Annotated in this window: 23 protein-coding genes; 13 read left to right on the top strand and 10 right to left on the bottom strand. The window is 42.3% G+C overall.

The genetic code is table 11. The annotated features are described in order from the left end of the window. The first annotated feature begins 6 nt into the window (after window positions 1-6). From ACO6S0_RS01600 to ACO6S0_RS01580, 5 genes are read left to right on the top strand one after another with little or no spacing between them, the layout of a single operon-like run. Window positions 7-732 carry a response regulator transcription factor gene (locus tag ACO6S0_RS01600; RefSeq protein WP_422350299.1) on the top strand — a complete coding sequence of 242 codons (726 nt, stop codon included), beginning with the start codon at window positions 7-9 and terminating at the stop codon, window positions 730-732. 2 nt (window positions 733-734) lie between these two features. Continuing rightward, window positions 735-2,228, top strand: coding sequence for a sensor histidine kinase (locus tag ACO6S0_RS01595; RefSeq protein ID WP_422350298.1), 1,494 nt, complete (start codon window positions 735-737; stop codon window positions 2,226-2,228). A 37-nt stretch (window positions 2,229-2,265) separates the two neighbouring features. After that, on the top strand, window positions 2,266-3,426 hold the full coding sequence (gene egtB / locus ACO6S0_RS01590) for an ergothioneine biosynthesis protein EgtB (protein WP_422350297.1): 1,161 nt from the start codon (window positions 2,266-2,268) through the stop codon (window positions 3,424-3,426). Window positions 3,427-3,442: 16 nt separating this feature from the next. After that, window positions 3,443-4,411: an L-histidine N(alpha)-methyltransferase gene (locus ACO6S0_RS01585; RefSeq protein WP_422350296.1), complete on the top strand. Its 969-nt coding sequence runs from the start codon at window positions 3,443-3,445 to the stop codon at window positions 4,409-4,411. Window positions 4,412-4,415: 4 nt separating this feature from the next. Continuing rightward, window positions 4,416-4,697 (top strand): DUF427 domain-containing protein, encoded by a 282-nt coding sequence (locus tag ACO6S0_RS01580; RefSeq protein ID WP_422350295.1) that lies wholly within the window; start codon window positions 4,416-4,418, stop codon window positions 4,695-4,697. 70 nt (window positions 4,698-4,767) lie between these two features. Here ACO6S0_RS01580 and ACO6S0_RS01575 read toward each other — a convergent pair whose 3' ends face one another. Together ACO6S0_RS01575 and ACO6S0_RS01570 are read right to left on the bottom strand one after the other, a co-directional pair. Then, window positions 4,768-5,064, bottom strand: a complete 297-nt coding sequence (locus tag ACO6S0_RS01575) for an isoamylase early set domain-containing protein (protein ID WP_420398713.1) — start codon at window positions 5,062-5,064, stop codon at window positions 4,768-4,770. Window positions 5,065-5,226: 162 nt separating this feature from the next. After that, window positions 5,227-6,306, bottom strand: a complete 1,080-nt coding sequence (locus ACO6S0_RS01570; protein WP_422350294.1) for an aminotransferase class V-fold PLP-dependent enzyme — start codon at window positions 6,304-6,306, stop codon at window positions 5,227-5,229. Between the two features lie 53 nt (window positions 6,307-6,359). Between ACO6S0_RS01570 and ACO6S0_RS01565 the strand changes: the two genes are divergently transcribed. Beyond that, entirely contained in the window at window positions 6,360-6,749 is a 390-nt protein-coding gene (locus tag ACO6S0_RS01565; RefSeq protein ID WP_422350293.1) for a 2TM domain-containing protein, read from the top strand. After that, window positions 6,746-7,237, top strand: a complete 492-nt coding sequence (locus tag ACO6S0_RS01560) for a dihydrofolate reductase (RefSeq protein ID WP_422350292.1) — start codon at window positions 6,746-6,748, stop codon at window positions 7,235-7,237. Before ACO6S0_RS01565 ends, ACO6S0_RS01560 begins: the two co-directional genes overlap by 4 nt. Before the next feature lie 3 nt (window positions 7,238-7,240). On the opposite strand, the gene murI is transcribed toward ACO6S0_RS01560, so the two are convergent. The 8 genes from murI to ACO6S0_RS01520 all read right to left on the bottom strand — a co-directional run bounded on the left by murI (window position 7,241) and on the right by ACO6S0_RS01520 (window position 15,327). After that, a complete protein-coding gene (murI, locus tag ACO6S0_RS01555) occupies window positions 7,241-8,020 on the bottom strand; it encodes a glutamate racemase (protein WP_422350291.1) in 780 nt (259 codons plus the stop codon). 88 nt (window positions 8,021-8,108) lie between these two features. Then, window positions 8,109-8,618: an OmpH family outer membrane protein gene (locus ACO6S0_RS01550; RefSeq protein WP_420398708.1), complete on the bottom strand. Its 510-nt coding sequence runs from the start codon at window positions 8,616-8,618 to the stop codon at window positions 8,109-8,111. Between the two features lie 49 nt (window positions 8,619-8,667). Then, the gene (locus ACO6S0_RS01545; protein ID WP_422350290.1) at window positions 8,668-9,504 is read right to left on the bottom strand and encodes an OmpH family outer membrane protein; all 837 of its coding nucleotides are present in this window, start codon (window positions 9,502-9,504) and stop codon (window positions 8,668-8,670) included. A 100-nt stretch (window positions 9,505-9,604) separates the two neighbouring features. Continuing rightward, a complete protein-coding gene (locus ACO6S0_RS01540) occupies window positions 9,605-12,274 on the bottom strand; it encodes a BamA/OMP85 family outer membrane protein (RefSeq protein WP_422350289.1) in 2,670 nt (889 codons plus the stop codon). Next, window positions 12,246-12,986 carry an isoprenyl transferase gene (locus ACO6S0_RS01535; RefSeq protein ID WP_422350288.1) on the bottom strand — a complete coding sequence of 247 codons (741 nt, stop codon included), beginning with the start codon at window positions 12,984-12,986 and terminating at the stop codon, window positions 12,246-12,248. The genes ACO6S0_RS01540 and ACO6S0_RS01535 overlap by 29 nt, the downstream gene beginning before the upstream one ends. Before the next feature lie 2 nt (window positions 12,987-12,988). Next, window positions 12,989-13,675, bottom strand: coding sequence for a DUF6089 family protein (locus ACO6S0_RS01530; RefSeq protein ID WP_422350287.1), 687 nt, complete (start codon window positions 13,673-13,675; stop codon window positions 12,989-12,991). Window positions 13,676-13,787: 112 nt separating this feature from the next. Next, window positions 13,788-14,669 (bottom strand): NAD kinase, encoded by an 882-nt coding sequence (locus ACO6S0_RS01525; protein ID WP_422350286.1) that lies wholly within the window; start codon window positions 14,667-14,669, stop codon window positions 13,788-13,790. A gap of 1 nt (window position 14,670) precedes the next feature. Beyond that, entirely contained in the window at window positions 14,671-15,327 is a 657-nt protein-coding gene (locus tag ACO6S0_RS01520; protein ID WP_422350285.1) for a CBS domain-containing protein, read from the bottom strand. Window positions 15,328-15,415: 88 nt separating this feature from the next. Between ACO6S0_RS01520 and ACO6S0_RS01515 the strand changes: the two genes are divergently transcribed. The 6 genes from ACO6S0_RS01515 to clpP all read left to right on the top strand — a co-directional run bounded on the left by ACO6S0_RS01515 (window position 15,416) and on the right by clpP (window position 21,171). Beyond that, a complete protein-coding gene (locus tag ACO6S0_RS01515) occupies window positions 15,416-16,132 on the top strand; it encodes a pyridoxine 5'-phosphate synthase (protein WP_422350284.1) in 717 nt (238 codons plus the stop codon). After that, entirely contained in the window at window positions 16,132-16,902 is a 771-nt protein-coding gene (locus ACO6S0_RS01510; RefSeq protein WP_422350283.1) for an alpha/beta fold hydrolase, read from the top strand. Before ACO6S0_RS01515 ends, ACO6S0_RS01510 begins: the two co-directional genes overlap by 1 nt. Window positions 16,903-17,033: 131 nt before the next feature. Next, a complete protein-coding gene (locus ACO6S0_RS01505) occupies window positions 17,034-18,557 on the top strand; it encodes a G-D-S-L family lipolytic protein (protein ID WP_422350282.1) in 1,524 nt (507 codons plus the stop codon). A 76-nt stretch (window positions 18,558-18,633) separates the two neighbouring features. Then, complete coding sequence (locus ACO6S0_RS01500; protein ID WP_422350281.1) at window positions 18,634-18,978, top strand: phage holin family protein; 345 nt, start codon at window positions 18,634-18,636, stop codon at window positions 18,976-18,978. A gap of 99 nt (window positions 18,979-19,077) precedes the next feature. Beyond that, complete coding sequence (gene tig / locus ACO6S0_RS01495) at window positions 19,078-20,400, top strand: trigger factor (RefSeq protein ID WP_422350280.1); 1,323 nt, start codon at window positions 19,078-19,080, stop codon at window positions 20,398-20,400. 90 nt (window positions 20,401-20,490) lie between these two features. Next, the gene (clpP, locus tag ACO6S0_RS01490) at window positions 20,491-21,171 is read left to right on the top strand and encodes an ATP-dependent Clp endopeptidase proteolytic subunit ClpP (protein ID WP_422350279.1); all 681 of its coding nucleotides are present in this window, start codon (window positions 20,491-20,493) and stop codon (window positions 21,169-21,171) included. The last annotated feature ends 54 nt before the right edge of the window (window positions 21,172-21,225 follow it).

The raw sequence follows: 21,225 nt of genomic DNA, 5'->3' as shown, positions 1-21,225 counted from the left end.
CATATCATGAAAAAAGTGTTGATCGTAGAGGATGATATCGAAATCGTTCGTTTGTTGGAAATACACCTTAAGGATTTAGGTTGTCAGGTGCTTTCCGCCATTCGGGGGGATATTGGATTGCAAAAAGCACTCAAAGAAAATCCAGACCTTATTATTTTGGATGTGATGCTTCCTGGTATGGATGGCGTTGAAATCTGTCAAAAAATCCGAGCCCACAACGTCACCACACCTATAATGATGCTCACTGCACGTTCCGAGGAAATCGATAAGGTATTGGGATTGGAAGTCGGAGCAGATGATTACCTCACCAAACCTTTTAGTGTTCGGGAGTTTATTGCCAGGGTCAAGGCCATTTTCAGAAGGCAAAAAATGGATGTAGTGGAAACCGCGGGGGAAAAGAACCCCAAATTGATGCAATTTGATATGCTTTCCATTGACATTGATATGCGAAAAGTGCTTTTGGATGGTAAAAAAGTAGAGCTTTCACCCAAGGAATTTGAGCTTCTGGTATTGCTTTCCTCCAATCCAGGGAAAAGCTATGATCGAGGTAAGCTTCTTAATATGATATGGGGATACGATTTTAAAGGCTACGAGCACACGGTGAATTCGCATATTAACAGACTTCGTTCCAAAATTGAACCGGATATGAGCAATCCTAAGTTTATCCTTACCACCTGGGGCGTGGGCTATAAATTCAACGAAGAACTTTTGGAAACCCAAGCCAACCACTGACCATGAAAAACAATATACTTTCCGTTCGATTTATTTTAAAACTGACCCTCTCCTTTTTAGCAATTTTGCTTTTGGCGGGAATAGGATATACCATTACCTCCATTTATCTCTCCAATAAGTACTTCTACGAAACTACCCAACGGTTGCATGCCAACTTGGCCCAAGACCTTATTGAGGAAAAATTTAAAGATACCCAACCCTTTGATTCCATAGGCAATGTGAACAAAGCCCTGTTTGGGGATATTATGCACGATATGATGGCCGTAAATAGGGCCATTGAGGTCTATCTTTTGGACCTGGATGGACAAGTGAAGTATTCCGTGGTATTGGATCACGATGCACCGGAAACCAAAGAGAAAAGGGTAAATCTGGCTCCTATAAAACAATTTATTACGGAAAGTGGAAGTAATTATGTATTGGGTGATGACCCCAAGGATTTGACCAAGCAGACCATTTTTTCGGCGGCCCAATTCAATAAAGATGGGCACGAAGGGTATATCTATATCATTTTGGCAGGAGAGGATTTTTTGGCTACCCGCAGTGATCTTTTCAACAGCTACTTTATGCGACTTGGACTTGGCGGTTCTGTACTTACCCTCATTTTTGCCACCCTCTTGGGAATTTTGGCTATTTGGTACCTGACCCGAAGTCTTCGCAAAATCATTTATGCCGCCAAACGCTTTCAGCAGGGAGATTTGGAATATCGCATTGAAAACGCCGAAAAAACCGATTTGTCCAACGTAGCTACCACTTACAACAATATGGCAGATACCATTCTGTCCGATATTGAAAAAATAAAATCCGTGGAACAACTGCGTCAAGAACTGATCGCAAACATTTCCCACGACCTAAGAACACCACTTTCCATTATACAAGGTTATATTGAGACACTTCACATGAAAGATTCCGAGCTTTCATCTGAAGAACGGGCCGAATATTTGAGCATGGTCTCAAAAAGTAGCGAGCGACTCTCCAAATTGGTCTCGCAACTCTTTGAATACTCCAAATTGGAGGCCAATCAGATCCAGCCCGAAAAAGAACCATTCTTGATCAGCGAACTGGCCAATGACATCCACCGAAATTACTCCTTGCTTGCGCAGCAAAAGAATATCGATTTGAAATTGTCCATGGCTGATAATGTTCCCCTGGTTTTTGCTGATATCTCACTGGTAGAACGTGCCATTCAAAACTTGATGGACAATGCCTTGAAATTCACTCCTGAAGGCGGAGAGGTTACCGTAAAACTGGAATCGGAAGAAGACCATGTGGAGGTCACCATCAAAGATTCCGGCCCTGGAATCAAAAAAGACAACCAGGCGTTGATTTTTGAACGCTATAGACAAACCAAGGCGGGTCAGGAAAAGGAAGGTGCAGGTCTAGGCCTTGCCATTGTAAAGAAGATCATGGAAATCCATGACAGCAGCATCAAGGTCTTCAGCAAACCCAACGAGGGGACTTCCTTTAGTTTTAGCCTACCTGTTTACGCTGTTGGCTAAGCCATTATTCCCTATCTTTAAGTAGAAAAAATCATTTATGATTCTTACCGATTCCCTCTTGGATTTCTTCCTGGAGACCAGAAAAGCTTCCGAAGCCATTTGTGAACCTCTGGAAATTGAGGATTATGTGGTGCAACCTGTGGTGGATGTGAGTCCCCCTAAATGGCATTTGGGCCATACTACCTGGTTTTTTGAAGAATTTATCCTAAAACCCCATGCCAAAGGCTACCGTGAGTTTGATCCTGATTTTTCCTTTGTTTTCAATAGTTATTACGAAACCGTGGGGAAGCGGGTAGTGCGTTCCGATAGGGGTAATTTGTCCCGTCCTTCCGTAAAAAAGGTTTATGCCTACCGTGCTTATGTGACCGAAGGAATCAAGGAGTTTTTTGGCCATGCCCAAACCCAAGAACTGAGCGATCTACTCGAAATAGGAATCCATCACGAGAAACAACATCAAGAATTATTGCTGACCGATATTAAATACATTCTTGGGAACAACCCACTGCTGCCTATGTATTCAGAAAAGTTTGTTGATCATCCCGTGGAGACCCATCAACAGGATTGGATTTCTATGGAGGAAGGGATTTACGAAATTGGTCATGATTCCAACGCCTTTTGTTACGACAATGAGTTGGGAAGGCATAAGGTTTATCTGCAGCCCTATGAAATTTCCAACATGCTGGTTACCAACGGGGAATTCATGTCATTTATTGAAGCAGGTGCATATCAACGTTTTGACCTTTGGCATGCCGAAGGCTGGGACTGGGTGAACCAACAAGATGCAAAATCTCCCCTGTATTGGCATAAAATTGATGGTGCATGGTGGCACTATACGGCCACGGGGCTCCAAAAAGTGAATGAGGATGCGCCTGTAACCCATATTTCATATTTCGAGGCTTTTGCCTTTGCCCAGTGGAAAGGGATGCGGCTCCCCACTGAATTTGAATGGGAGGCGGCCCAGGCATTTTTCCCTTGGGGCAAACGATGGGAATGGACAGAAAGTGCCTATCTCCCCTACCCCAATTATCAAAAAGCCAAAGGTGCGCTAGGGGAATACAATGGCAAGTTCATGGTAAACCAAAAAGTACTTAGAGGTGGTTCCGTCGCTACCCCTTCCAAACACACCCGACATACGTATCGCAACTTTTTCCATCCGCAATTGCGATGGCAATTTACTGGATTAAGGTTGGTCAAATAATTTCGACAAAGCTCCCATGCAAAACAACCAAACTAGGACTTTCGCCTCAGCTTTTGAACAAGAGGTCTATGAGGGATTGACAAGTTTTCCCAAACATTTATCGTCCAAATATTTCTACGATGAGATCGGGGATAAGCTATTTCAGGATATAATGGCTATGCCGGAATATTATCTTACCAATTGTGAGTTTGATATTCTAAAAGCCAATAAAGCCGAGATTTCAGCGCTTTTCTCCCAAGATGGGGAAGCCTTTAGTCTTTTTGAATTGGGTGCGGGTGACGGGAAAAAGACCAAAATATTGCTGCAATATCTTGTAGACAATAAGGTTCCCTTTGATTACCGGCCCATTGACATTAGCCAAAATGCCCTTGACCAATTGGAAACGGCATTGAAGCAGGAAATCCCAGCAGTGGAAATCAATACGCTTCAAGGCACCTATTTTGATACTTTAAGGGATATTGACAAGGTAAATGGCCGCAAAAAGGTTATTCTATTTTTGGGATCCAACATTGGCAATCTGCTCCATGAACCTGCCATAGAGTTTTTAAAAAACCTACGGGATTCTGTTAACGAAGGAGATCTGATCTTGATGGGGTTTGACCAAAAAAAGAATCCGCAGACCATTTTGGATGCCTACAATGACAAGACAGGAATCACGGAAGCCTTCAACAAAAACATTTTGGCCCGAATCAATAGGGAATTGGGCGGAGATTTTGTTCTGGACAATTTCTTGCATTGGGAGGTTTATGACCCAGAGACGGGAACGGCGAAGAGTTATTTGGTATCCAAAGAGGCCCAAACCATCAATATTGAAAGTTTACAACTTCAAATACGTCTTAAAAAATGGGAAACCATTCATACGGAGATTTCCCAAAAATATGATGACGCTACTGTGGAATGGTTGGCAGAGCAATCCGGCTTACAAATTGTAACCGAGTTTGTCGACAGCCAGAATCAGTACAAAAACTATGTATTTAAAAAATAAGAGCATGAAAGCTATTTGGAACGATACCATTATTGCAGAAAGCGACGATACCGTTGTGATTGAGAACAATCATTACTTTCCTGCTGAAAGCATTAAGAAAGAATACTTTAAATCCAGTGAAACGCATAGCACCTGTCCTTGGAAAGGGGTTGCCTCCTACTATACCGTGGAGGTGGATGGAAAAGAAAATGTGGATGCCGCCTGGTACTACCCTGAAGTGAGTGAGTTGGCCAAGACCATTAAAGGAAGAGTGGCCTTTTGGAAAGGAGTTTCAGTGGTGGAATAGCACTCTTAAACGAATAAGAATGGGGAGCCAAGAAACAAGACAAAGTCTTGCTTCTTGGTTCTTTTTTTGACTAAAGCTCTAGAACAGCATTTTCCGTCCCAGCGTAATCGTTCCATTGGTAACGATCAGCCTCTGCATCATTAATGTAAGTTCCGTCCACTAAATATCTAAACTCGAAAGTGTTCTCTTGTGGAAGGTCGAAGGTTCCTTTGAAAGTTCCGTTTTTCAACTTTTTCAAAGTACTTTCTTTTGGGTTCCAGTTGTTGAAATCTCCAACAACAGCTACTTTTTTAGCTTCTTCCGCAGGCACAGTAAATGTAACTTTACATACTGGCTTGCTTTTCAGGTATTGTTTCTTTATTGCCATGGTACTTTAATTTTCGTATTAAAATCTCCGCAAAACAAAAGATAAAACCGTTTACGTACAATAAGTTAAAACCGATTTATCATATTGATAAAATGCTCCTAACAATAGGATTACCTTTACAAAATTAAGGTGTGAATTTTCACAAAATAGAATATCCGTCGGCTAAGATTTTAAGATATCGACAATCGCATCAATCTCATTTTCCGTATTATAGAAGTGAAAACTTAAGCGAATTCCGTTTCCGCGAAGCACACAGACCACTTCTTCTTGACTTAGTTTTTCAAAGAGGGCCTGATCTCCCTTTATATTAAAAATGGTACTATGGATGTCCCTTTTGGCCACACTATCCTCCAATAGGCCCAAAGAGGTGAATTCCTGTTTTGCTTTTTGGGATAATAGTTTGAGTTGATTTTGAATATTTTCCACGCCCACAGTTTCCAAGAAGTTCAAGGAAAACTGAAGACTCCCGAAGCTCATGGATGATAAATGTCCGGGCTCCAATCGCTTGCAAAAAGGGCTGTTTTGAAAATCGTCCCCCATTCTATCCACAGACCAATTGCCCACAGCATTTAAATTGAACCTTTTCTTGGCTTCCTCCTTCACCAAAAAGAATCCATTGCCATAACCGGCCAACAACCATTTGTAGGCGCTTGCTCCCAAGACATCAATTCCCGATTCCTCAAAATTGAACTCTTGCTTGCCACAAAATTGAGTGGCATCCGCGATAATCAAAAGTGTGGGAAACTCTTGCTTTAGTTTCTTTAGAAACGCCAAATCGATTTTAATGCCATTGATCCATTGTACCAAACTAAGTGCCAATATATCAAAGTTTCCAGCGCTAAGTTTCTCATGAATCTGCTCTTCCAAATTTGCCTCGATGGATACATAATCTTTCTCAAATTTTCTGGTTTCGAAAGGCCAATTGAGGGATGGATAATCGTTGTGGACAAGAAGCACCCTAGAGTCCGTAGGTAATCCTTCCAGCAACAGATTAAGCCCCAAAGTGAAATTGGGCACCAAGGAAACATTGGAGGCCTTGCAGCCAAAAAATTGGCCCACTGTGCTCCTCACCTCGTTCATTTTACCATACCATTTTTGCTTCATTTGGCTACCTCCAATGAGGTAATCCAAATCATGCTCTTGCCGCCATTCCATCAAATCTTCATACAACAGGCCAGTTGCCGCCGTGTTGGCATAGATGCAGTGTTGCAGGACAGGGAACTTTTTTCTGAGGTTTTGCATAAGGTTATTTTGGTCGTAATTCAGTTATATTTGTTGTTAAAGATAGCCATTCCATGTTCTCAAAAAAGAAACAAGAAAAATCTGTGGATATAGAACAACACGAGCTGCTGGAACATGCCCAAAAGCGGATCAAGCAGAAGAAAAGGTTGTTTTCCCACTTTGTGATTTTTTTGATTGGAAGTATTTTTTTGGTCTTGATCAACAAAATACTCAAATACGGAGAAGCTTACGATTGGTTTGTTTGGGGTATTCTTATATGGGCATTTTTGTTCATTTTTCATGCCTTCAATGTTTTTGTTACCCACAAATTCATGGGACAGGATTGGGAACGCAAACAGCGTGAAAAGCTAGTGAACCAACAAAAGCAACGCATTTCAGAAATTCAGAAGGAGATCGAGACCGAATTCCCGTTGTCCAGCATCAATAAAAAAAAAGATCAATGAAGCAATTGATCATGATTGCCGCGGCAGCGGAGAACAATGCCCTTGGTATCAACAACGACCTTCCCTGGCATTTACCGGATGACTTTAAACGATTCAAGCAGCTTACCTCGGGCCATAAAATAATTATGGGTCGAAAAACCCTGGAAAGCTTCCCCAAGGCCTTGCCTAATAGGGAGCATATTGCCATAACTAGGGACAAAAATTACCAGCCCAAGTTTCCCTGTCAAATTGTACATTCCTTGGAAAGTGCTTTGGATCTTGTTGGCTCGGAAGAAACCGCATTTATTATTGGTGGGGGAGAAGTCTACCGACTGGGGATGGATTTTGCCACAAAAATTGAACTGACCCGGGTGCATACTGAAGTGGAAGCCGACACCTTTTTTCCCGAAATTGATGAACAGGTTTGGGAATTGGTGCATGAAGATTTTCACCCGGCGGATGAAAAGCACAAACACAGTTTTACCTACTTGACTTACCGTAGAAAGTAGTTGCTAAAAGTCCAGCTGTTCTACATAGATACCTGGACCAGACACCAAAGAAGATAAAGCATTTGTATCTGCATTGATGTAAAACCGATGAGTGGCCTTATTTTTTGTTGGAGCCGCCAGCTTGTTCTTCTCCAATACCGCCTTTGTTTGTCTTGCAACAGCCTCTCCCGAATCAATAATGGTTAGTCCGGGAGGAACCAATTCCTTGATCAAAGGAATCAAATACGGATAGTGGGTACAACCAAGCACAAGACAGTCAATGTGCTCCTCCAACATGGGGTCTAGATACTTTTTTAGGAGCGTCCTGGTCTCCTCCGAATGTGTTTTGCCATCCTCTATCAGTTCTACCAATCCAGTTCCCTCCTGTTCCAATACGGTAATCCCTTGCGCAAACATTTTGGAAGTACTGTGGAACAAAGCACTGGACAAGGTGCCCTTAGTGGCCAACACTCCCACTTTTTGGGTTTTGGTGTGCAATGCAGCGGGCTTAATTGCCGGTTCAATACCTATAAAGGGAACGTCATAGTTGGCGCGAAGAAAATCAATCGCGTTGGTGGTTGCCGTGTTGCAGGCCACCACGATAAGTTTACAGTTCTTTTGAAGTAAAAGCTCTGTATTCTTGATACTCAGTTCAAGGATTTGTTCTTTGGGTCTAGCCCCGTATGGCGCATTTGCACTATCGGCAAGATATATGGTGTCCTCATAGGGAAGCAGTTTTTCAATCTCTCTCCAAATGGAAGTGCCCCCGATACCGGAATCAAAAATACCAATGGGTTTAACCATGTTTAAAAGTAAGTACTATTGTTAAGTTTGGACATAAAAAAACCGCTTTTCAGAAGAAAAAGCGGTTTCAAATATCATAAAGTAAAACTTAGAAGCCCAATTCCTGTTTTACAGATGGAAGCAAGTCCTTTCCTTTGGCAACGATCAAGCTCAATCCTGGGCTAGCATCAATTACGTAATCAAAGCCTTCCGCTGCGGCAACTTTTTCAATGGCTGCTTTGGCTTTATCGGAAATAGGAGCAAACAATTCTTGTTGTTTTTTCTGCATTTCCTGAATGGCGGCCTGCTCTGCTGCTTGGATATTTTTTTCGTACCCTTGAAGTTCCAATGCTCTTTTTTCATTCTCTTCCCGAGATTTGGCACTGGATTCATTTTGATATTGGGTGGCCTTATTTCTAAATTCTGTCATGGAGCTTTCTATATCCGCTCTATAGGTTTCCTGCAATTTTTTAAGCTCCGCTTGGGCAGCTTTCATCTCCGGCATATCAGATAGCAATTGCTGTACATTGATGTGGGCAACCTTGCTCTGTGCGTTTACAAAACCCGTAGCTGCTACAAATAAGACTAGGGCTACAGCAATCTTCTTTACATTTCTCATGATTCTCTAAGTTATACTATTTTGAATGTTACTATTTAGTGTTTCAATATTATTGTTGTATTGAATCCTTTTGTTGTTCTTGCGCATTTTTGCGTTCCTCCAATTTGGCTTTCCGCTTGGCATCGCGCTCTTCCAATAATTTTTTTCTTCGTGCTTCGTAAGCCTTCTTGCGTTCTTCCCGAAGCCTTAACTGCTCAGCTCTTCTATCCTCCGCTGCCTTGGCTTTGGCTGCTTGTGCTTCCTCTGCCTTGGCCTGGCGGTCCTTGAGGGCTTCACTAATCTCTTTTTCCTCTTCGGCCTGCTCCTCCCTAAACTGATCCAGCCTATTTTTTTCTTTGGCTTTTTTGTTGGATTTGCTCACCTTTCTGGTTCGCCCTATCTCCCTTAAAACCAAGTCACTGATATCGTGTCTTTTTTCGGAGTACAACATTACAACATCTGCGGATTTATCAAAAATAAAATCGTATCTTTTATTACCGCCTATTTTTTGTACTTCATTGAACACTTGGTCCTGTATGGGCTGAATCAACAGCTTTTTTTGTAACACCAAATCCCCTTGCGGTCCAAACCGATCCTGCTGATAATCCAACATCTCGGTTTCCAAAATCTGGATTTCTTCTTCACGTTCAGCTATCAATTCATCCGTTAGCAGAACTTTTTCTGCCATAAGATCCTTCTTCATCTGCTCAATTACACTTTGTTTGAGCTCAATCTCCTGTTTCCACTTTACGGCCTTGGCATCCAATTGTTCCGTGGCGTCCCGGTATTCCTCCACATTTTCCAGGATGTATTCCATATCTACATATCCGATACGCACACCTCGCTGGGAGAAGCCATTAATGGACACCAATACAACAGTTAATGTCAAAAGAACTTTGGTCTTCATTTTTTGATTCCGCTTTTTAAAAAGAAAATATCGTGCCAAAATAACTAATTAATTTAAAATGAGTTATTTACATCTGTTTTAAGACCCGATTATTCTTTGGTTAAAACTGCTGCCCGATAATGAAGTGCGTTTGCCAGCCACTTGGTCCGCTTGAGGATGGATTGGCATCTGTGTCAAATCCATATCCAAAATCGATACCCAATAGACCGAATGCCGGCATAAAAATACGTAGCCCCACTCCGGCAGATCTTTTTAATTCAAACGGATTATACTCACTAAAATTGTTAAAGGCGTTACCTGCTTCCAAAAATGATAGGGCATAAATGGATGCAGAGGGTTTCAAGGTAAGCGGATAACGCAATTCCATGGAAAATTTATTGTAGATGGTTCCGCCATCACGCTCTTGGTTTCCAGTCACTGGATTTGTACTAAATGGCGTAAGTGAACTATTCTCATATCCCCTCAACTGAATTACGTCCCTACCATCCAAGGTAAAGTTTCCAAGACCATCGCCCCCTACAAAGAAACGCTCAAAGGGTACGGCTCCAATATCATTGTTATAGCTTCCCAAGAATCCAAACTCGGCATTGGTCCTAAGCACCAATTTATCCACTAGGTTGGTGTACCAATCCCCCTTGAACTTGATCTTGTAGAATTCCAATAGTTTAAAACGTTCTTCCTCCAACAGTTCCAACTGATTACTCAAATCGGCAAATTCGATTTGTTCTTCCACGCTTGCTGGATTGGGACCAATCTCGAACAGCCTTGCGGTAATGTCATCAATATCCGAACGAATCTGCTTGAAGTCCTTGCCTCCAAATAAAGAATATGGTGGAGTAAACTTGGCTGTAAGCTCAAAATTGGAACCCGTAAGCGGGAAAATTCTACTTGGACCTTGCGAGCTCCTTGAAATCCCCAAGGTGTAACTCAAGGAATTGGAGCTTCCATTTCCAAAGTTGAAAAGCCCGTTGTTAAAGTCGTTGAAATCATACAATTGGTAGCTCGCCGAATGGGAAATGGTAAAGAAATCGTCCGGCCATTGTACCCGCTTTGCCAATCCTGCGGAAATTCCCGTAATGGCAAACCCACGATCCTTGTCCACATCAATTCTACCTCTATTGGTGAAACTGGTGGCAAATTGCTGTGTTCTGGAAAGCGATAGGTTAAATCGAACCGGTTTTTTACCACCTAACCAAGGTTCCGCGAAATTTAGACTGTACACCCTAAAAGTTCTACTTGCTTGCAGGCGTAAGGCAAAGGTCTGCCCATCTCCCATAGGAACCGGCTTATAGGCCTCGCCATTAAAGATGTTCTTTAAAGAGAAGTTACTGAAAGAAAGCCCTAGGGTTCCAATGAAACCTCCACCACCAAATCCGCCTTGCAGCTCAATTTGGCTGGAGCCGGACTCCACCAAGCTATATTGAATATCCACAGTTCCCGCGTTGGGATCAGGGTTTTGGATGTCCGGAGTAATCTGTTCTGCATCAAAGAACCCTAATTGACCCAATTCCCGAATACTACGTACAATATTGTCCTTGCTGTATTTTTGACCTGGACGGGTACGCAATTCCCTAAAGATTACGTGGTCATTGGTTTTATCGTTACCCACAACGGTCACGTGATCCAAAAAGGTCTCTTTCCCCTCAATAATCCTTATTTCAAAATCGATGGTGTCATTTACCGCTGAAACTTCAACAGGATTGATGCTGGAAAAAAGGTAGCCGTTATTTTGGTACAAGTTTGTAAGATCTTGGCCATCTGGTTTTGAATCGTCCGCAACTCGTTTTTTGAGCAACACTCCGTTGTAGGTGGATCCTTTTCGAATTCCCAAGACCTGGCTCAACTGTCTATCAGTATACACTGAGTTACCAACAAAATTGATGTCTCCAAAGTAATACTTGTCCCCTTCCTCAACCTTGATTTTTAAGTCGATGTTATTTTCATCCACCTTTACGAAGGTGTCGGAAAGTATTCGGGCGTCCCTATACCCTCTCTCCGCGTAGGCGTCTACCATGTTGGAAAGGTCTTCCCTGTAATCGGCCTCTATATATTTTGATTTTTTCCAGAAACGGTAAATTTTCTTCTTCTTGGTCTTCTTCAAAGTCTTCCGAAGACGCTTGTTCGTCAACTTTTCATTGCCTTCAAAAACAATGTTCCTGATCTTTACCTTGTCACCTTTCTTTACATTGATGACCATGTTTTCCGTATTGGTCCCTGTGGTATCCGATGCGGTTACAATATGCACTTGGGCGTTCAGGAATCCTTGTTTTTTGTATTTGTTCTGAAGGTAGTTTTTGGTATTGGCAATAAGGCTCTCCGTAATTTTCTTGCCTTTTTTGAGGTCTGTATCATTGATGATATCCTCTACCTTACGTTTTTTGACTCCGTAAACTGTTACATTGGAAAGTGTTGGACGTTCCAGAATGTTCAATTCCAAGAAAATCTGGTTGCCCTCAATTTTGGTATAATAAAAATTGACATCACTAAACAACTCCAAACTCCAGAGCTTTTTAATGACAGCACTGATTTGGTCCCCAGGAACGGTTATGGGCTGCCCTACACGAAGTCCAGTATATGTTTTAACCGTCTGCTCGTTATAACTTTGGAGCCCTGTAACGGTCAACCCACCTAAAATGTATTCCTTCCCATCCTCAAAGGAGGTTTCTTGTGCAAAGCTCTGGGCGGTAAAAAGGAGTAGAAGGAGTAGTTTAAGGTATACTTGGGTGCTATTTTTTATTAGTTCAATTGAGTTGTTCGCTAGTTTTTCCAAATCGTCGTTCTCTATTTTGGTAACTTAATATTGCCTCTACCAAATGATGCTCACTAAAATCGGGCCAAAATACGTCAATAAAATATAATTCGGCGTATGCAATTTGCCAAAGTAAAAAATTACTGATTCTTTGTTCGCCACTTGTCCGAATTAGCAAGTCCACATCTGGCAAAAAATGCGTGTAAAGATGTGTATTTATAACGGCTTCGTCAATATTTTCGGGTGAAATTATATTATTTTTAACTTTGAACGCTATGTCCTTTACGGCAGATTTTAACTCCTCCCGCGACCCATAACTCAAAGCTAAAGTGAGCGTCATTCCAGAGTTGTTTGCTGTTTTGGTTATGACCTCGGTAAGCTCTTTTTGTGCCTTTGCTGGCAAAGATTCAATATTACCAATGGTATTTAGGCGTATGTTGTTTTTGTTCAAGGTTTTAAGTTCCTTGCGAAGTGAAGCTACCAGTAGTTTCATCAAGGTCTCCACTTCAACTTTAGGGCGATTCCAGTTTTCGGTGGAGAATGCATATAATGTTAGATAGGATATCTGCAGTTTGGCACAGTTCTCCACTGTTCTTCTTACAGCTTCCACGCCATTCTCATGTCCAAAAACCCTTAATTTTCCACGTTGTTTGGCCCAGCGGCCATTGCCATCCATTATAACGGCAACATGTTGGGGAAGTTTATGCTTGTCTACGTCCTCTAAAGTGTGCATTTCTATTCAAAACAATCCTGGCAAGGTTTACGTCCAAAGGTATACGTCAATGTAAAACCTGTAAAGACATACCAGTCATCGCTTAAAATGTTTCCAAACCTAAAAGGTTCAAAATTTGAGCCTGCAGGATTACTGGCATCCAGATTGTCCGTAAAGGTATATCTGGCCCCAATTTCCGCACCAAGAATCAAAAACTGATTTAAGCGATACTTAGCCCCCACCGTCATTGGAATTGCAAAACTACCTTCTTTTTGGTTAATATCCTGCACCACAAGGGCATCAAAATAATTAAAATCGTACCTAAAATAGGTAAAACCCGTGTAAAGATAAGGCGTGAAGGCCGGACCAAGCTTGTGAAGATTATACTCAACAAAGTTGAATTCCAAGCCAACAGAAGCTTCCAATACCGAATTGTCCATGGAATAGCCCCGTTGTACCCGTGAACTTTTGCTGGATTTGGAATCGTCAAAAGACATGGATCCGTACAATACACTTGCACGCCAGGCATATCTTTTACTTTTGTTCCATTTAAAGATTCCGCCAAACGCCGGACCCGAAGGTGAAATGTAATTGGTGCGCCCCACATCCCCAATGCCATTGGCTCCGCCTGCAAATACACCTATTTCATAGGTCTGTGCATTGACCATGAACATACCGCCCAAAAAAATAGCAAACAAAACTATTCGCATACTATCCAGAAAATTATACATATTAGAGGTAGAGGAAGGTCAATAGAATACTGGGTTATAAACGTTCTCCTTTGTTAAACAGTTTTTGGCTTCTTTTATTGTTTTGAACGGGTTAATTGCGCTTATCTTGGCCCCAAAGCAATTTGTTGCGAAGTGTCTTCAAGAAGCTTTCCGATTTATATTCTATCATCTTTACTGTGAAATCCGATTTTTTTATTCGGATTTCCTTGCCGTTGGCGATGCTCGCGATCCTGGAATCCAGGGAAACCAAATGGTTTTCCTCTCGACCAGAAACTTTTAATCTAATTTGGGTGTCATCCGAAATAACCAATGGCCTTGCGTTAAGGTTATGCGGCGCAATGGGCGTGAGCACCAAGGATTTTGCCGAGGGCGCGATTACCGGCCCACCACAACTCAAGGAATATCCGGTAGATCCCGTGGGGGTAGACACAATCAAGCCATCTGCCCAATACGAGGTGAGATACTCTTCATTCAAATAGGTTTCCACCGTAATCATCGAAGTGGTATCCTTTCTGCTTACGGTGATTTCGTTTAAAGCAAAGTTCAAATCCCCAAATTCTTCCAAATCCGGGCCCAGGGCCACTTCAACCAAGCTTCGCTCAACAATACTATACTGTCCGGCCACAAATTCTGTGACTACTTTTCTAACATCTTCTTTTTTAAAGGTGGAAAGAAAACCCAATCTTCCCGTATTCACACCAACAATGGGAATCCCCAAATCCTTAATATAGGTAACAGCCCTGAGCATGGTTCCATCCCCACCAAAACTCACGAACATATCAAAGGAACTATCCAAGCCAGATGCTTGTGAAAATTTTCCATGGGGATATTGGGACAGACAGCCATCAATCTTTCTGCAAAAATCTTCCTCAATACAAATGGATGCTTTTATTCCCTGAAGTTCCTCCAACAGCTCCAAAACAAAAGCCTTGTCCTGCTCTTGGAAAGTCTGACCGTAAATTGCGACCTTCATGCTAAACGTTAAGGTATTTTTCCAAGTAATCGGATCGTTGCTTCAAATCCTCCAAAAATTGATCATCACTATTGCCAAAAACGATGGTGTAGTTGTACCTCCTAAAGGTTTGGGCGACTTCGTTCAGGTTTAGGGTACCTATTTTCAGGGTAATCTGAACCACATCGTTCTGGGAGTCGGTGATAAAAGCACCAAGTAAGCGGGCGTTGTTACCTTCCACGATCTGCGCAATCTCGCTAAACGAGTAATCCTTGATTCCAGTAGCCACTACCAATATGCCCCCAGGCTCCTTAAAAAAGGGAGTGTCAATAAAATCCGCTACCACATCTTCCAAATCGTAATAGCCGATGATTACTTGATTATCATCCAAAACGGGAAGAATATTGGCTTGGTTTCGTGAAAACATCTCCAGAACATCCAGCCACAAGGTTTCCTTGGTCACTGAAAAGAACTCCAAATCTATTCTGAAATCTTCAATGGTCTTATCCGCTTCAAAACAGGCTAGGTCGTTCTCAGAAAGGGAACCGATATAAATCCCATTCTCCGAAACCGCCACATGCGAAAAGGTCGTTTCCTCAAAAAAACGAATCACATCTGCCAGCGTTTCCGAAACCTCAAAAACTGGAACCGAGTTTATTATTCTATTTTGGATTTGCATAACAATTCTATTAGGCGCAAAATACTAATTTTAAATCGCAAAAGGCGTGCCTAATTCTTATTTTTGGCTTTCTAAACCAAGGAAGTTCATGACAAAACTCAGTGTCAATATCAATAAGCTGGCAACCTTAAGAAATTCAAGAGGCGGCAATGTTCCAAACCTTATCCAATCCGCCAAGGACATAGAGTCTTTTGGTGCGCAAGGCATCACGGTTCATCCAAGGCCCGATGAGCGGCATATACGTTATCAAGACGCACGTGACCTTAAAGATGTGGTAAGCACGGAATTCAACATTGAAGGAAATCCAATTCCCAAATTTGTGGACTTGGTGCTAGAGGTAAAGCCAACCCAGGTAACCCTTGTGCCGGACGCTGAAGATGCCATCACCTCCAATGCCGGATGGGAAACCATCAAACACAAGGACTTTCTTGTGGATGTCATCAAGACTTTTAAAGACCACGGAATCCGCACCTCCATTTTTGTTGACCCAGATGACAAGATGGTGCAAGGTGCTGCGGAAACTGGTACGGATAGAATAGAATTGTACACCGAAAGTTTTGCGCATACCTTTTCACAAGGTAAAAAGGAAGAAAGCATAGCTGCATTTGCTAAAGCTGCACATGTTGCCAACGACTTGGGGCTGGGAATAAATGCAGGCCACGATTTAAGTTTGGACAACATCCAATTTTTCAAGGAACATATTCCCAACCTTTTGGAGGTGTCCATTGGCCATGCACTAATTTGTGAATCTATTTACCTTGGACTTGAAAACGTGGTCAACATGTATTTACACCGGTTGAAATAATGGAAATACTGCATTCAAAAATTATTGGAGAAGGAAAACCACTGGTCATATTGCATGGCTTTTTGGGGATGTCCGACAATTGGAAAACATTGGGAAACCAGTATGCCCAAAATGGATTTCAAGTGCATTTGGCAGATCAACGGAACCATGGCCGAAGCTTTCATTCCGAGAAATTTGATTATGAGGTAATGAGTCAGGATGTTCTTCGCTATTTGGACCAACATCAAATTGAGAAAACCAGCATCATAGGTCACTCCATGGGAGGTAAAACTGCCATGCAAATAGCTACTGAGCAACCGCAACGGGTGGAAAAATTGCTGGTAGCCGATATTTCCCCCAAATACTATCCTCCGCACCACCAACCCATAATAAACGCCTTGGTACAGTTGGACTTTGATCACATCAGCTCCCGTAAAGAAGCGGATGAATCATTGGCGCAGCACTTGAGCGAAGTAGGGATTCGTCAATTTTTGCTAAAAAATCTGTACTGGGTGGAAGCAGGCCAACTCGGCCTTCGGTTCAATCTGGATATCCTTAAGGATAAAATGGACGAGATAGGGGAAAACATATCTTCCACCGCCACCTTTGATGGCCCTACCCTTTTTCTAAGGGGTGATCGTTCGGAATATATACTTCCCGATGACTTTCCAGGCATACATAGACATTTTCCCAATGCCGATATACAAACTGTGGAAAAAGCGGGGCATTGGCTTCATGCCGAAAATCCAAGACAGTTTTTTGAAAAGTCGCTCCATTTTTTGAATTCATAAAATTTGCCGCATTTTATTATGCATGCATAATTTTTTTGCCCATTTTATTGTCTGGATAACAATTTTGATCTAGATTTGGTACCATTGGATTAACCCCTTGTTAACATAAACTAACTCTAACAGATATTAAGATGAAAAAGTTTTATGCCCTGCTTCTCCCCGTACTAGGGTTGATGGTAGCTTGTGAAAATGATGATGAAGTGGCCATAGTGACGCCAGATCCAGATCCGATAGAATATACCTCCGGTTCTGCAAACTTTGCCAACTATGTTGCCGTGGGGAATTCCCTAACCGCCGGTTTTTCGGATAATGCGCTCTTTGAATCAGGGCAGGCAGCCTCTTTCCCCAATATGTTGGCCACCCAATTTGCGTTGGCTGGAGGAGGCAACTTCAATATTCCGTTTATGGCAGATGATTTAGGTGGAGCCACTTTGGGCGGAAATCCAATTTTAGGCAACCGATTGATTCTACTGTTCACTCCAGATGGCCCTACGCCCACCCCTAAAAGCGGAACGGGCACCACTGAGATTTCAACCAAACTCTCTGGGTCGTTCAACAACATGGGGGTACCCGGTTCCAAGAGTTATGAACTGTTGGCCCCAGGATATGGGAGCGTGACCGGGGTAGGTTTGGGAACAGCCAATCCTTATTTCGCACGGTTCTCCTCTGGTGAAGATGCCACAGTGATTGGGGATGCGGTAGCACAAGCTCCTACCTTTTTCACCCTATGGACAGGAGCCAATGATATTCTATTGTATGCCACTAACGGCGGGTCCGGAACGGACCGGACCGGAAACTTGGATCCCTCATCATACGAAAGAAACGACATTACAGACCCTAATGTTTTTGCAGGCTCGCTGAATGCCATTTTGCAAGCCCTAACCGCTGGTAATGCGGATGGGGTAATTGCAAATATTCCAGATGTCAGGGATTTGCCTTACTTCACTACGGTACCACATAATCCAGTACCTTTGGATGAAGGTACGGCAGCGCTCTTAAATGGGTCTTACGCGGCTTACAATGCTGGGGTAGCAGGGGCTTTGAATTTTCTTGTGAGCCAAATGGCCATTTCCCAAGAGGATGCAGATGCTGAAATCGCAAAGAGAACCATTACTTTCGCTGCTGGAGATACCAACGCAGTAGTTCTACTTGATGAAGACCTAACCGACTTGACAGGAATAAATCCCGCCCTGATCAACATGAGGCAGGCAACCACTGAGGATTTGCTGATTTTACCTTCAAGTTCTTTTATTGGGACTTTAGCAAACGAAGCTGATCCAACTTCCATCAATGGGGTTGCTATTCCTTTGGCGGACAATTGGGTGCTAACCCCAGAAGAACAAGCCTCTGTTGAAACCGCATTGACCGCATACAATGCAACCATTGAAGCACTGGCCACCCAGTATGATCTTGGATTTGTTGACATGAATGCCAAATTGACGGAATTAAGAGAAACCGGGTTTCCACAGACCGATGGTAGTGTGGTAACCAATGTTTTTGCCACCGGTGGAGGTTTTTCCCTGGATGGGGTACACCCAGCACCAAGAGGCTATGCCATTGTTGCCAATGCCTTCTTGGATGTAATCAATGCAAAATATGGTTCAAATCTTCCTCCTGTTGACCCATTGAATTTTACAGGACTTTATATTGACTAGTTGGACAACACTTAATTTCATTATATTAAGGGCACCGTTTACACGGTGCTTTTTTTATGTTAAAAATCCAAACCTCATGAAACTTATTATAAGACTCCTTTTGAATGCCTTGGCGGTAATCATTCTAAGTTATGTCCTTCCCGGAGTGGACGTGGACACCTATCAAACTGCTATTGTTGTAGCTCTTGTGATCAGTGTTCTCAACATATTGGTCAAACCCATTTTGATCATTCTTACCCTGCCCATAACCATATTGACCTTGGGGCTCTTCCTATTGATCATCAATGCCATCATCATTTTAACAGCGGCACATTTTATCTCAGGTTTTCAAGTTTCTGGTGTTTTATGGGCCATTATTTTTAGCCTTTTGCTCTCATTTTTGCAATCTATTTTGCATTCGCTACTGAAAGAAGACAAATAGAAAAGATTTCGTTTGAAATTCAACACTTTAAAAAGTTGCCCCACTGATTAAAATGCTTTACTTTTGCCACCCATTTTTGAATAGCAAACAAGGTAGGAGATGAATATCACAAAAGAGCAGATTGATGAGCTAAATGCGGTGGTGAAAGTTGCCATTAGCAAGGATGATTATCAAGAAAAGGTTGATCAAATTCTTAAGGATTATAGAAAACAGGCCAATATCCCTGGTTTTCGTAAGGGACAGGTTCCCATGGGCCTTATTAAAAAACAGTATGGTAAAGCCGTCTTGGTGGACGAAGTAAACAAATTGCTTCAGGACAACCTCAACAAATATCTTACAGAAGAAAAATTGGACGTATTGGGGAATCCCCTACCCAAGCAGCAAGATAATTTTGACTGGGACAGTGAAAACCTTGATTTCGAATTTGAGTTAGGTCTTGCTCCAAGTTTTGAGGTTAAAGTAAAAACCAAAAAAGCCATAACCCAATACAAGATTGTTGCCGACAAGAAAATGATCGATGAGCAAGTGGATCGTATTCAAAAGCAGTATGGCAAACTGGTTTCCAAAACGGAAATTGGCAAACAGGATGAAATCACTGGCACGTTTGTAAACGAAGCCGAGGAAATTGAGCATAAGACCACCATTGAGCTTGATAAAATAAAAAGCAAAAAGGCTGTTGACGCCTTAGTTGGACAGAAGGTTGGTGAAAGTGTTGCGCTTAAGACCAAAGGATTGTTCAAGGAAGACTACCTGCTTTCAAGTGCCTTGGGCATTGACCGTGAAAAGGCCGAAAAACTGAACATCGAGGTTACTTTCACTATTGATGAAATCAATGAGCGGGAACCTGCGGTACTTGATCAAGAGTTGTTTGACAAATTGTTTGGCAAGGACAATGTAACATCTGAAAAGGAACTTCGTGAGCGCATCAAAGAAGACTCTGAAAAGCAGTTTGAACAACAGTCCGACCAAAAATTATTGAACGACGTTACAGAAAAACTGATTGAGGACACCAAATTTGAACTTCCCTCGGAATTCCTTAAAAAATGGATTCAGGTAAGTGGGGAAAACCCATTGACCGATGACGAGGCCAGCGAAGAATTTGAAAAGTCTGAAAAAGGCCTTCGCTATCAATTGATCGAAGGAAAAATCATTAAGGAAAATGATCTTCAAGTACAGTTTGATGAGCTGAAGGAATTTGCCAAAGGTTTCATCAAATCCCAAATGGCACAATACGGTCATTTAAATCCCCAAGAAGAGGAGTTGGAAAATGTGGCCAACAGGGTTATGAGCAATCAGGACGAGGTAAAAAGGCTATCAGAGCAGTTGATGAGCCAGAAACTTCTGGATCTCTTCAAGGAAAAAGCGAACCTTAAGGTCAAGGAAGTGACCTATGAGGACTTTGTAAAGGAAGCCTATAGCTAGGATTCGGCTAAAAGAAAATTAAGTATCTTTACGGTGCCGGAAAGCTTTTTTTTCGGCACCTTTTTTTTAAGCAAAATCGAAAGAAATCCTATGGATTACGGAAAAGAATTCAAAAAATATGCCACCCAACACCACGGGATAAACAGCATGTACTATGACAAGATCATGAGCAGCATGTATCCTGTGAACATGACCCCCAATATCATTGAGGAAAGACAATTGAACGCCATTGCAATGGACGTTTTCTCTCGTTTGATGATGGATCGTATCATCTTTTTGGGTACGGGAATCAATGATCAGGTGGCCAATATTGTCCAGGCGCAGCTGCTGTTTTTGGAAAGTGCAGATGCCTCCAAGGACATTCAAATTTATATCAATTCGCCCGGGGGTAGCGTTTATGCCGGTCTGGGCATCTACGATACCATGCAGTTCATTAAACCGGATGTGGCCACTATCTGTACAGGAATTGCCGCTTCCATGGCCGCTGTATTGCTTTGTGCTGGACACGAAGGCAAGCGTAGCGGACTGACCCACTCCCGTGTTATGATACACCAACCTATGGGCGGAGCCCAAGGACAGGCCAGTGATATTGAAATTACTGCAAGGGAAATATTAAAGCTAAAAGAGGAGCTATACCGTGTTATTGCCAAACACTCTGGCCAAAAATTTGAAAAAGTAAGCGAAGACAGTGATCGGGATTACTGGATGAAGGCAGATGAGGCCAAAAAATATGGCATGATAGATGAAATTTTAGTAAGGGATAAGTCCTAAAACCGAACAAAACGGTTAAAAACAGGCGTTTGGCACAAACCAAATCGAGTTTTT

Origin of the sequence: Flagellimonas sp., from assembly GCF_965233845.1 — a bacterium.
Classification (GTDB): domain Bacteria; phylum Bacteroidota; class Bacteroidia; order Flavobacteriales; family Flavobacteriaceae; genus Flagellimonas.
Note: the sequence above shows the minus strand (reverse complement) of the source record. Positions and strands in the feature narration are given on the sequence as shown.

What these genes read in the sequence shown, in the direction of transcription:
- ACO6S0_RS01600 (WP_422350299.1), top strand. Translation starts at nt 7, where the DNA reads ATGAAAAAAGTGTTGATCGTAGAGGATGATATCGAAATCGTTCGTTTG.
- ACO6S0_RS01595 (WP_422350298.1), top strand. Translation starts at nt 735, where the DNA reads ATGAAAAACAATATACTTTCCGTTCGATTTATTTTAAAACTGACCCTC.
- egtB (WP_422350297.1), top strand. Translation starts at nt 2,266, where the DNA reads ATGATTCTTACCGATTCCCTCTTGGATTTCTTCCTGGAGACCAGAAAA.
- ACO6S0_RS01585 (WP_422350296.1), top strand. Translation starts at nt 3,443, where the DNA reads ATGCAAAACAACCAAACTAGGACTTTCGCCTCAGCTTTTGAACAAGAG.
- ACO6S0_RS01580 (WP_422350295.1), top strand. Translation starts at nt 4,416, where the DNA reads ATGAAAGCTATTTGGAACGATACCATTATTGCAGAAAGCGACGATACC.
- ACO6S0_RS01575 (WP_420398713.1), bottom strand. Translation starts at nt 5,064, where the DNA reads ATGGCAATAAAGAAACAATACCTGAAAAGCAAGCCAGTATGTAAAGTT.
- ACO6S0_RS01570 (WP_422350294.1), bottom strand. Translation starts at nt 6,306, where the DNA reads ATGCAAAACCTCAGAAAAAAGTTCCCTGTCCTGCAACACTGCATCTAT.
- ACO6S0_RS01565 (WP_422350293.1), top strand. Translation starts at nt 6,360, where the DNA reads ATGTTCTCAAAAAAGAAACAAGAAAAATCTGTGGATATAGAACAACAC.
- ACO6S0_RS01560 (WP_422350292.1), top strand. Translation starts at nt 6,746, where the DNA reads ATGAAGCAATTGATCATGATTGCCGCGGCAGCGGAGAACAATGCCCTT.
- murI (WP_422350291.1), bottom strand. Translation starts at nt 8,020, where the DNA reads ATGGTTAAACCCATTGGTATTTTTGATTCCGGTATCGGGGGCACTTCC.
- ACO6S0_RS01550 (WP_420398708.1), bottom strand. Translation starts at nt 8,618, where the DNA reads ATGAGAAATGTAAAGAAGATTGCTGTAGCCCTAGTCTTATTTGTAGCA.
- ACO6S0_RS01545 (WP_422350290.1), bottom strand. Translation starts at nt 9,504, where the DNA reads ATGAAGACCAAAGTTCTTTTGACATTAACTGTTGTATTGGTGTCCATT.
- ACO6S0_RS01535 (WP_422350288.1), bottom strand. Translation starts at nt 12,986, where the DNA reads ATGCACACTTTAGAGGACGTAGACAAGCATAAACTTCCCCAACATGTT.
- ACO6S0_RS01530 (WP_422350287.1), bottom strand. Translation starts at nt 13,675, where the DNA reads ATGCGAATAGTTTTGTTTGCTATTTTTTTGGGCGGTATGTTCATGGTC.
- ACO6S0_RS01525 (WP_422350286.1), bottom strand. Translation starts at nt 14,669, where the DNA reads ATGAAGGTCGCAATTTACGGTCAGACTTTCCAAGAGCAGGACAAGGCT.
- ACO6S0_RS01520 (WP_422350285.1), bottom strand. Translation starts at nt 15,327, where the DNA reads ATGCAAATCCAAAATAGAATAATAAACTCGGTTCCAGTTTTTGAGGTT.
- ACO6S0_RS01515 (WP_422350284.1), top strand. Translation starts at nt 15,416, where the DNA reads ATGACAAAACTCAGTGTCAATATCAATAAGCTGGCAACCTTAAGAAAT.
- ACO6S0_RS01510 (WP_422350283.1), top strand. Translation starts at nt 16,132, where the DNA reads ATGGAAATACTGCATTCAAAAATTATTGGAGAAGGAAAACCACTGGTC.
- ACO6S0_RS01505 (WP_422350282.1), top strand. Translation starts at nt 17,034, where the DNA reads ATGAAAAAGTTTTATGCCCTGCTTCTCCCCGTACTAGGGTTGATGGTA.
- ACO6S0_RS01500 (WP_422350281.1), top strand. Translation starts at nt 18,634, where the DNA reads ATGAAACTTATTATAAGACTCCTTTTGAATGCCTTGGCGGTAATCATT.
- tig (WP_422350280.1), top strand. Translation starts at nt 19,078, where the DNA reads ATGAATATCACAAAAGAGCAGATTGATGAGCTAAATGCGGTGGTGAAA.
- clpP (WP_422350279.1), top strand. Translation starts at nt 20,491, where the DNA reads ATGGATTACGGAAAAGAATTCAAAAAATATGCCACCCAACACCACGGG.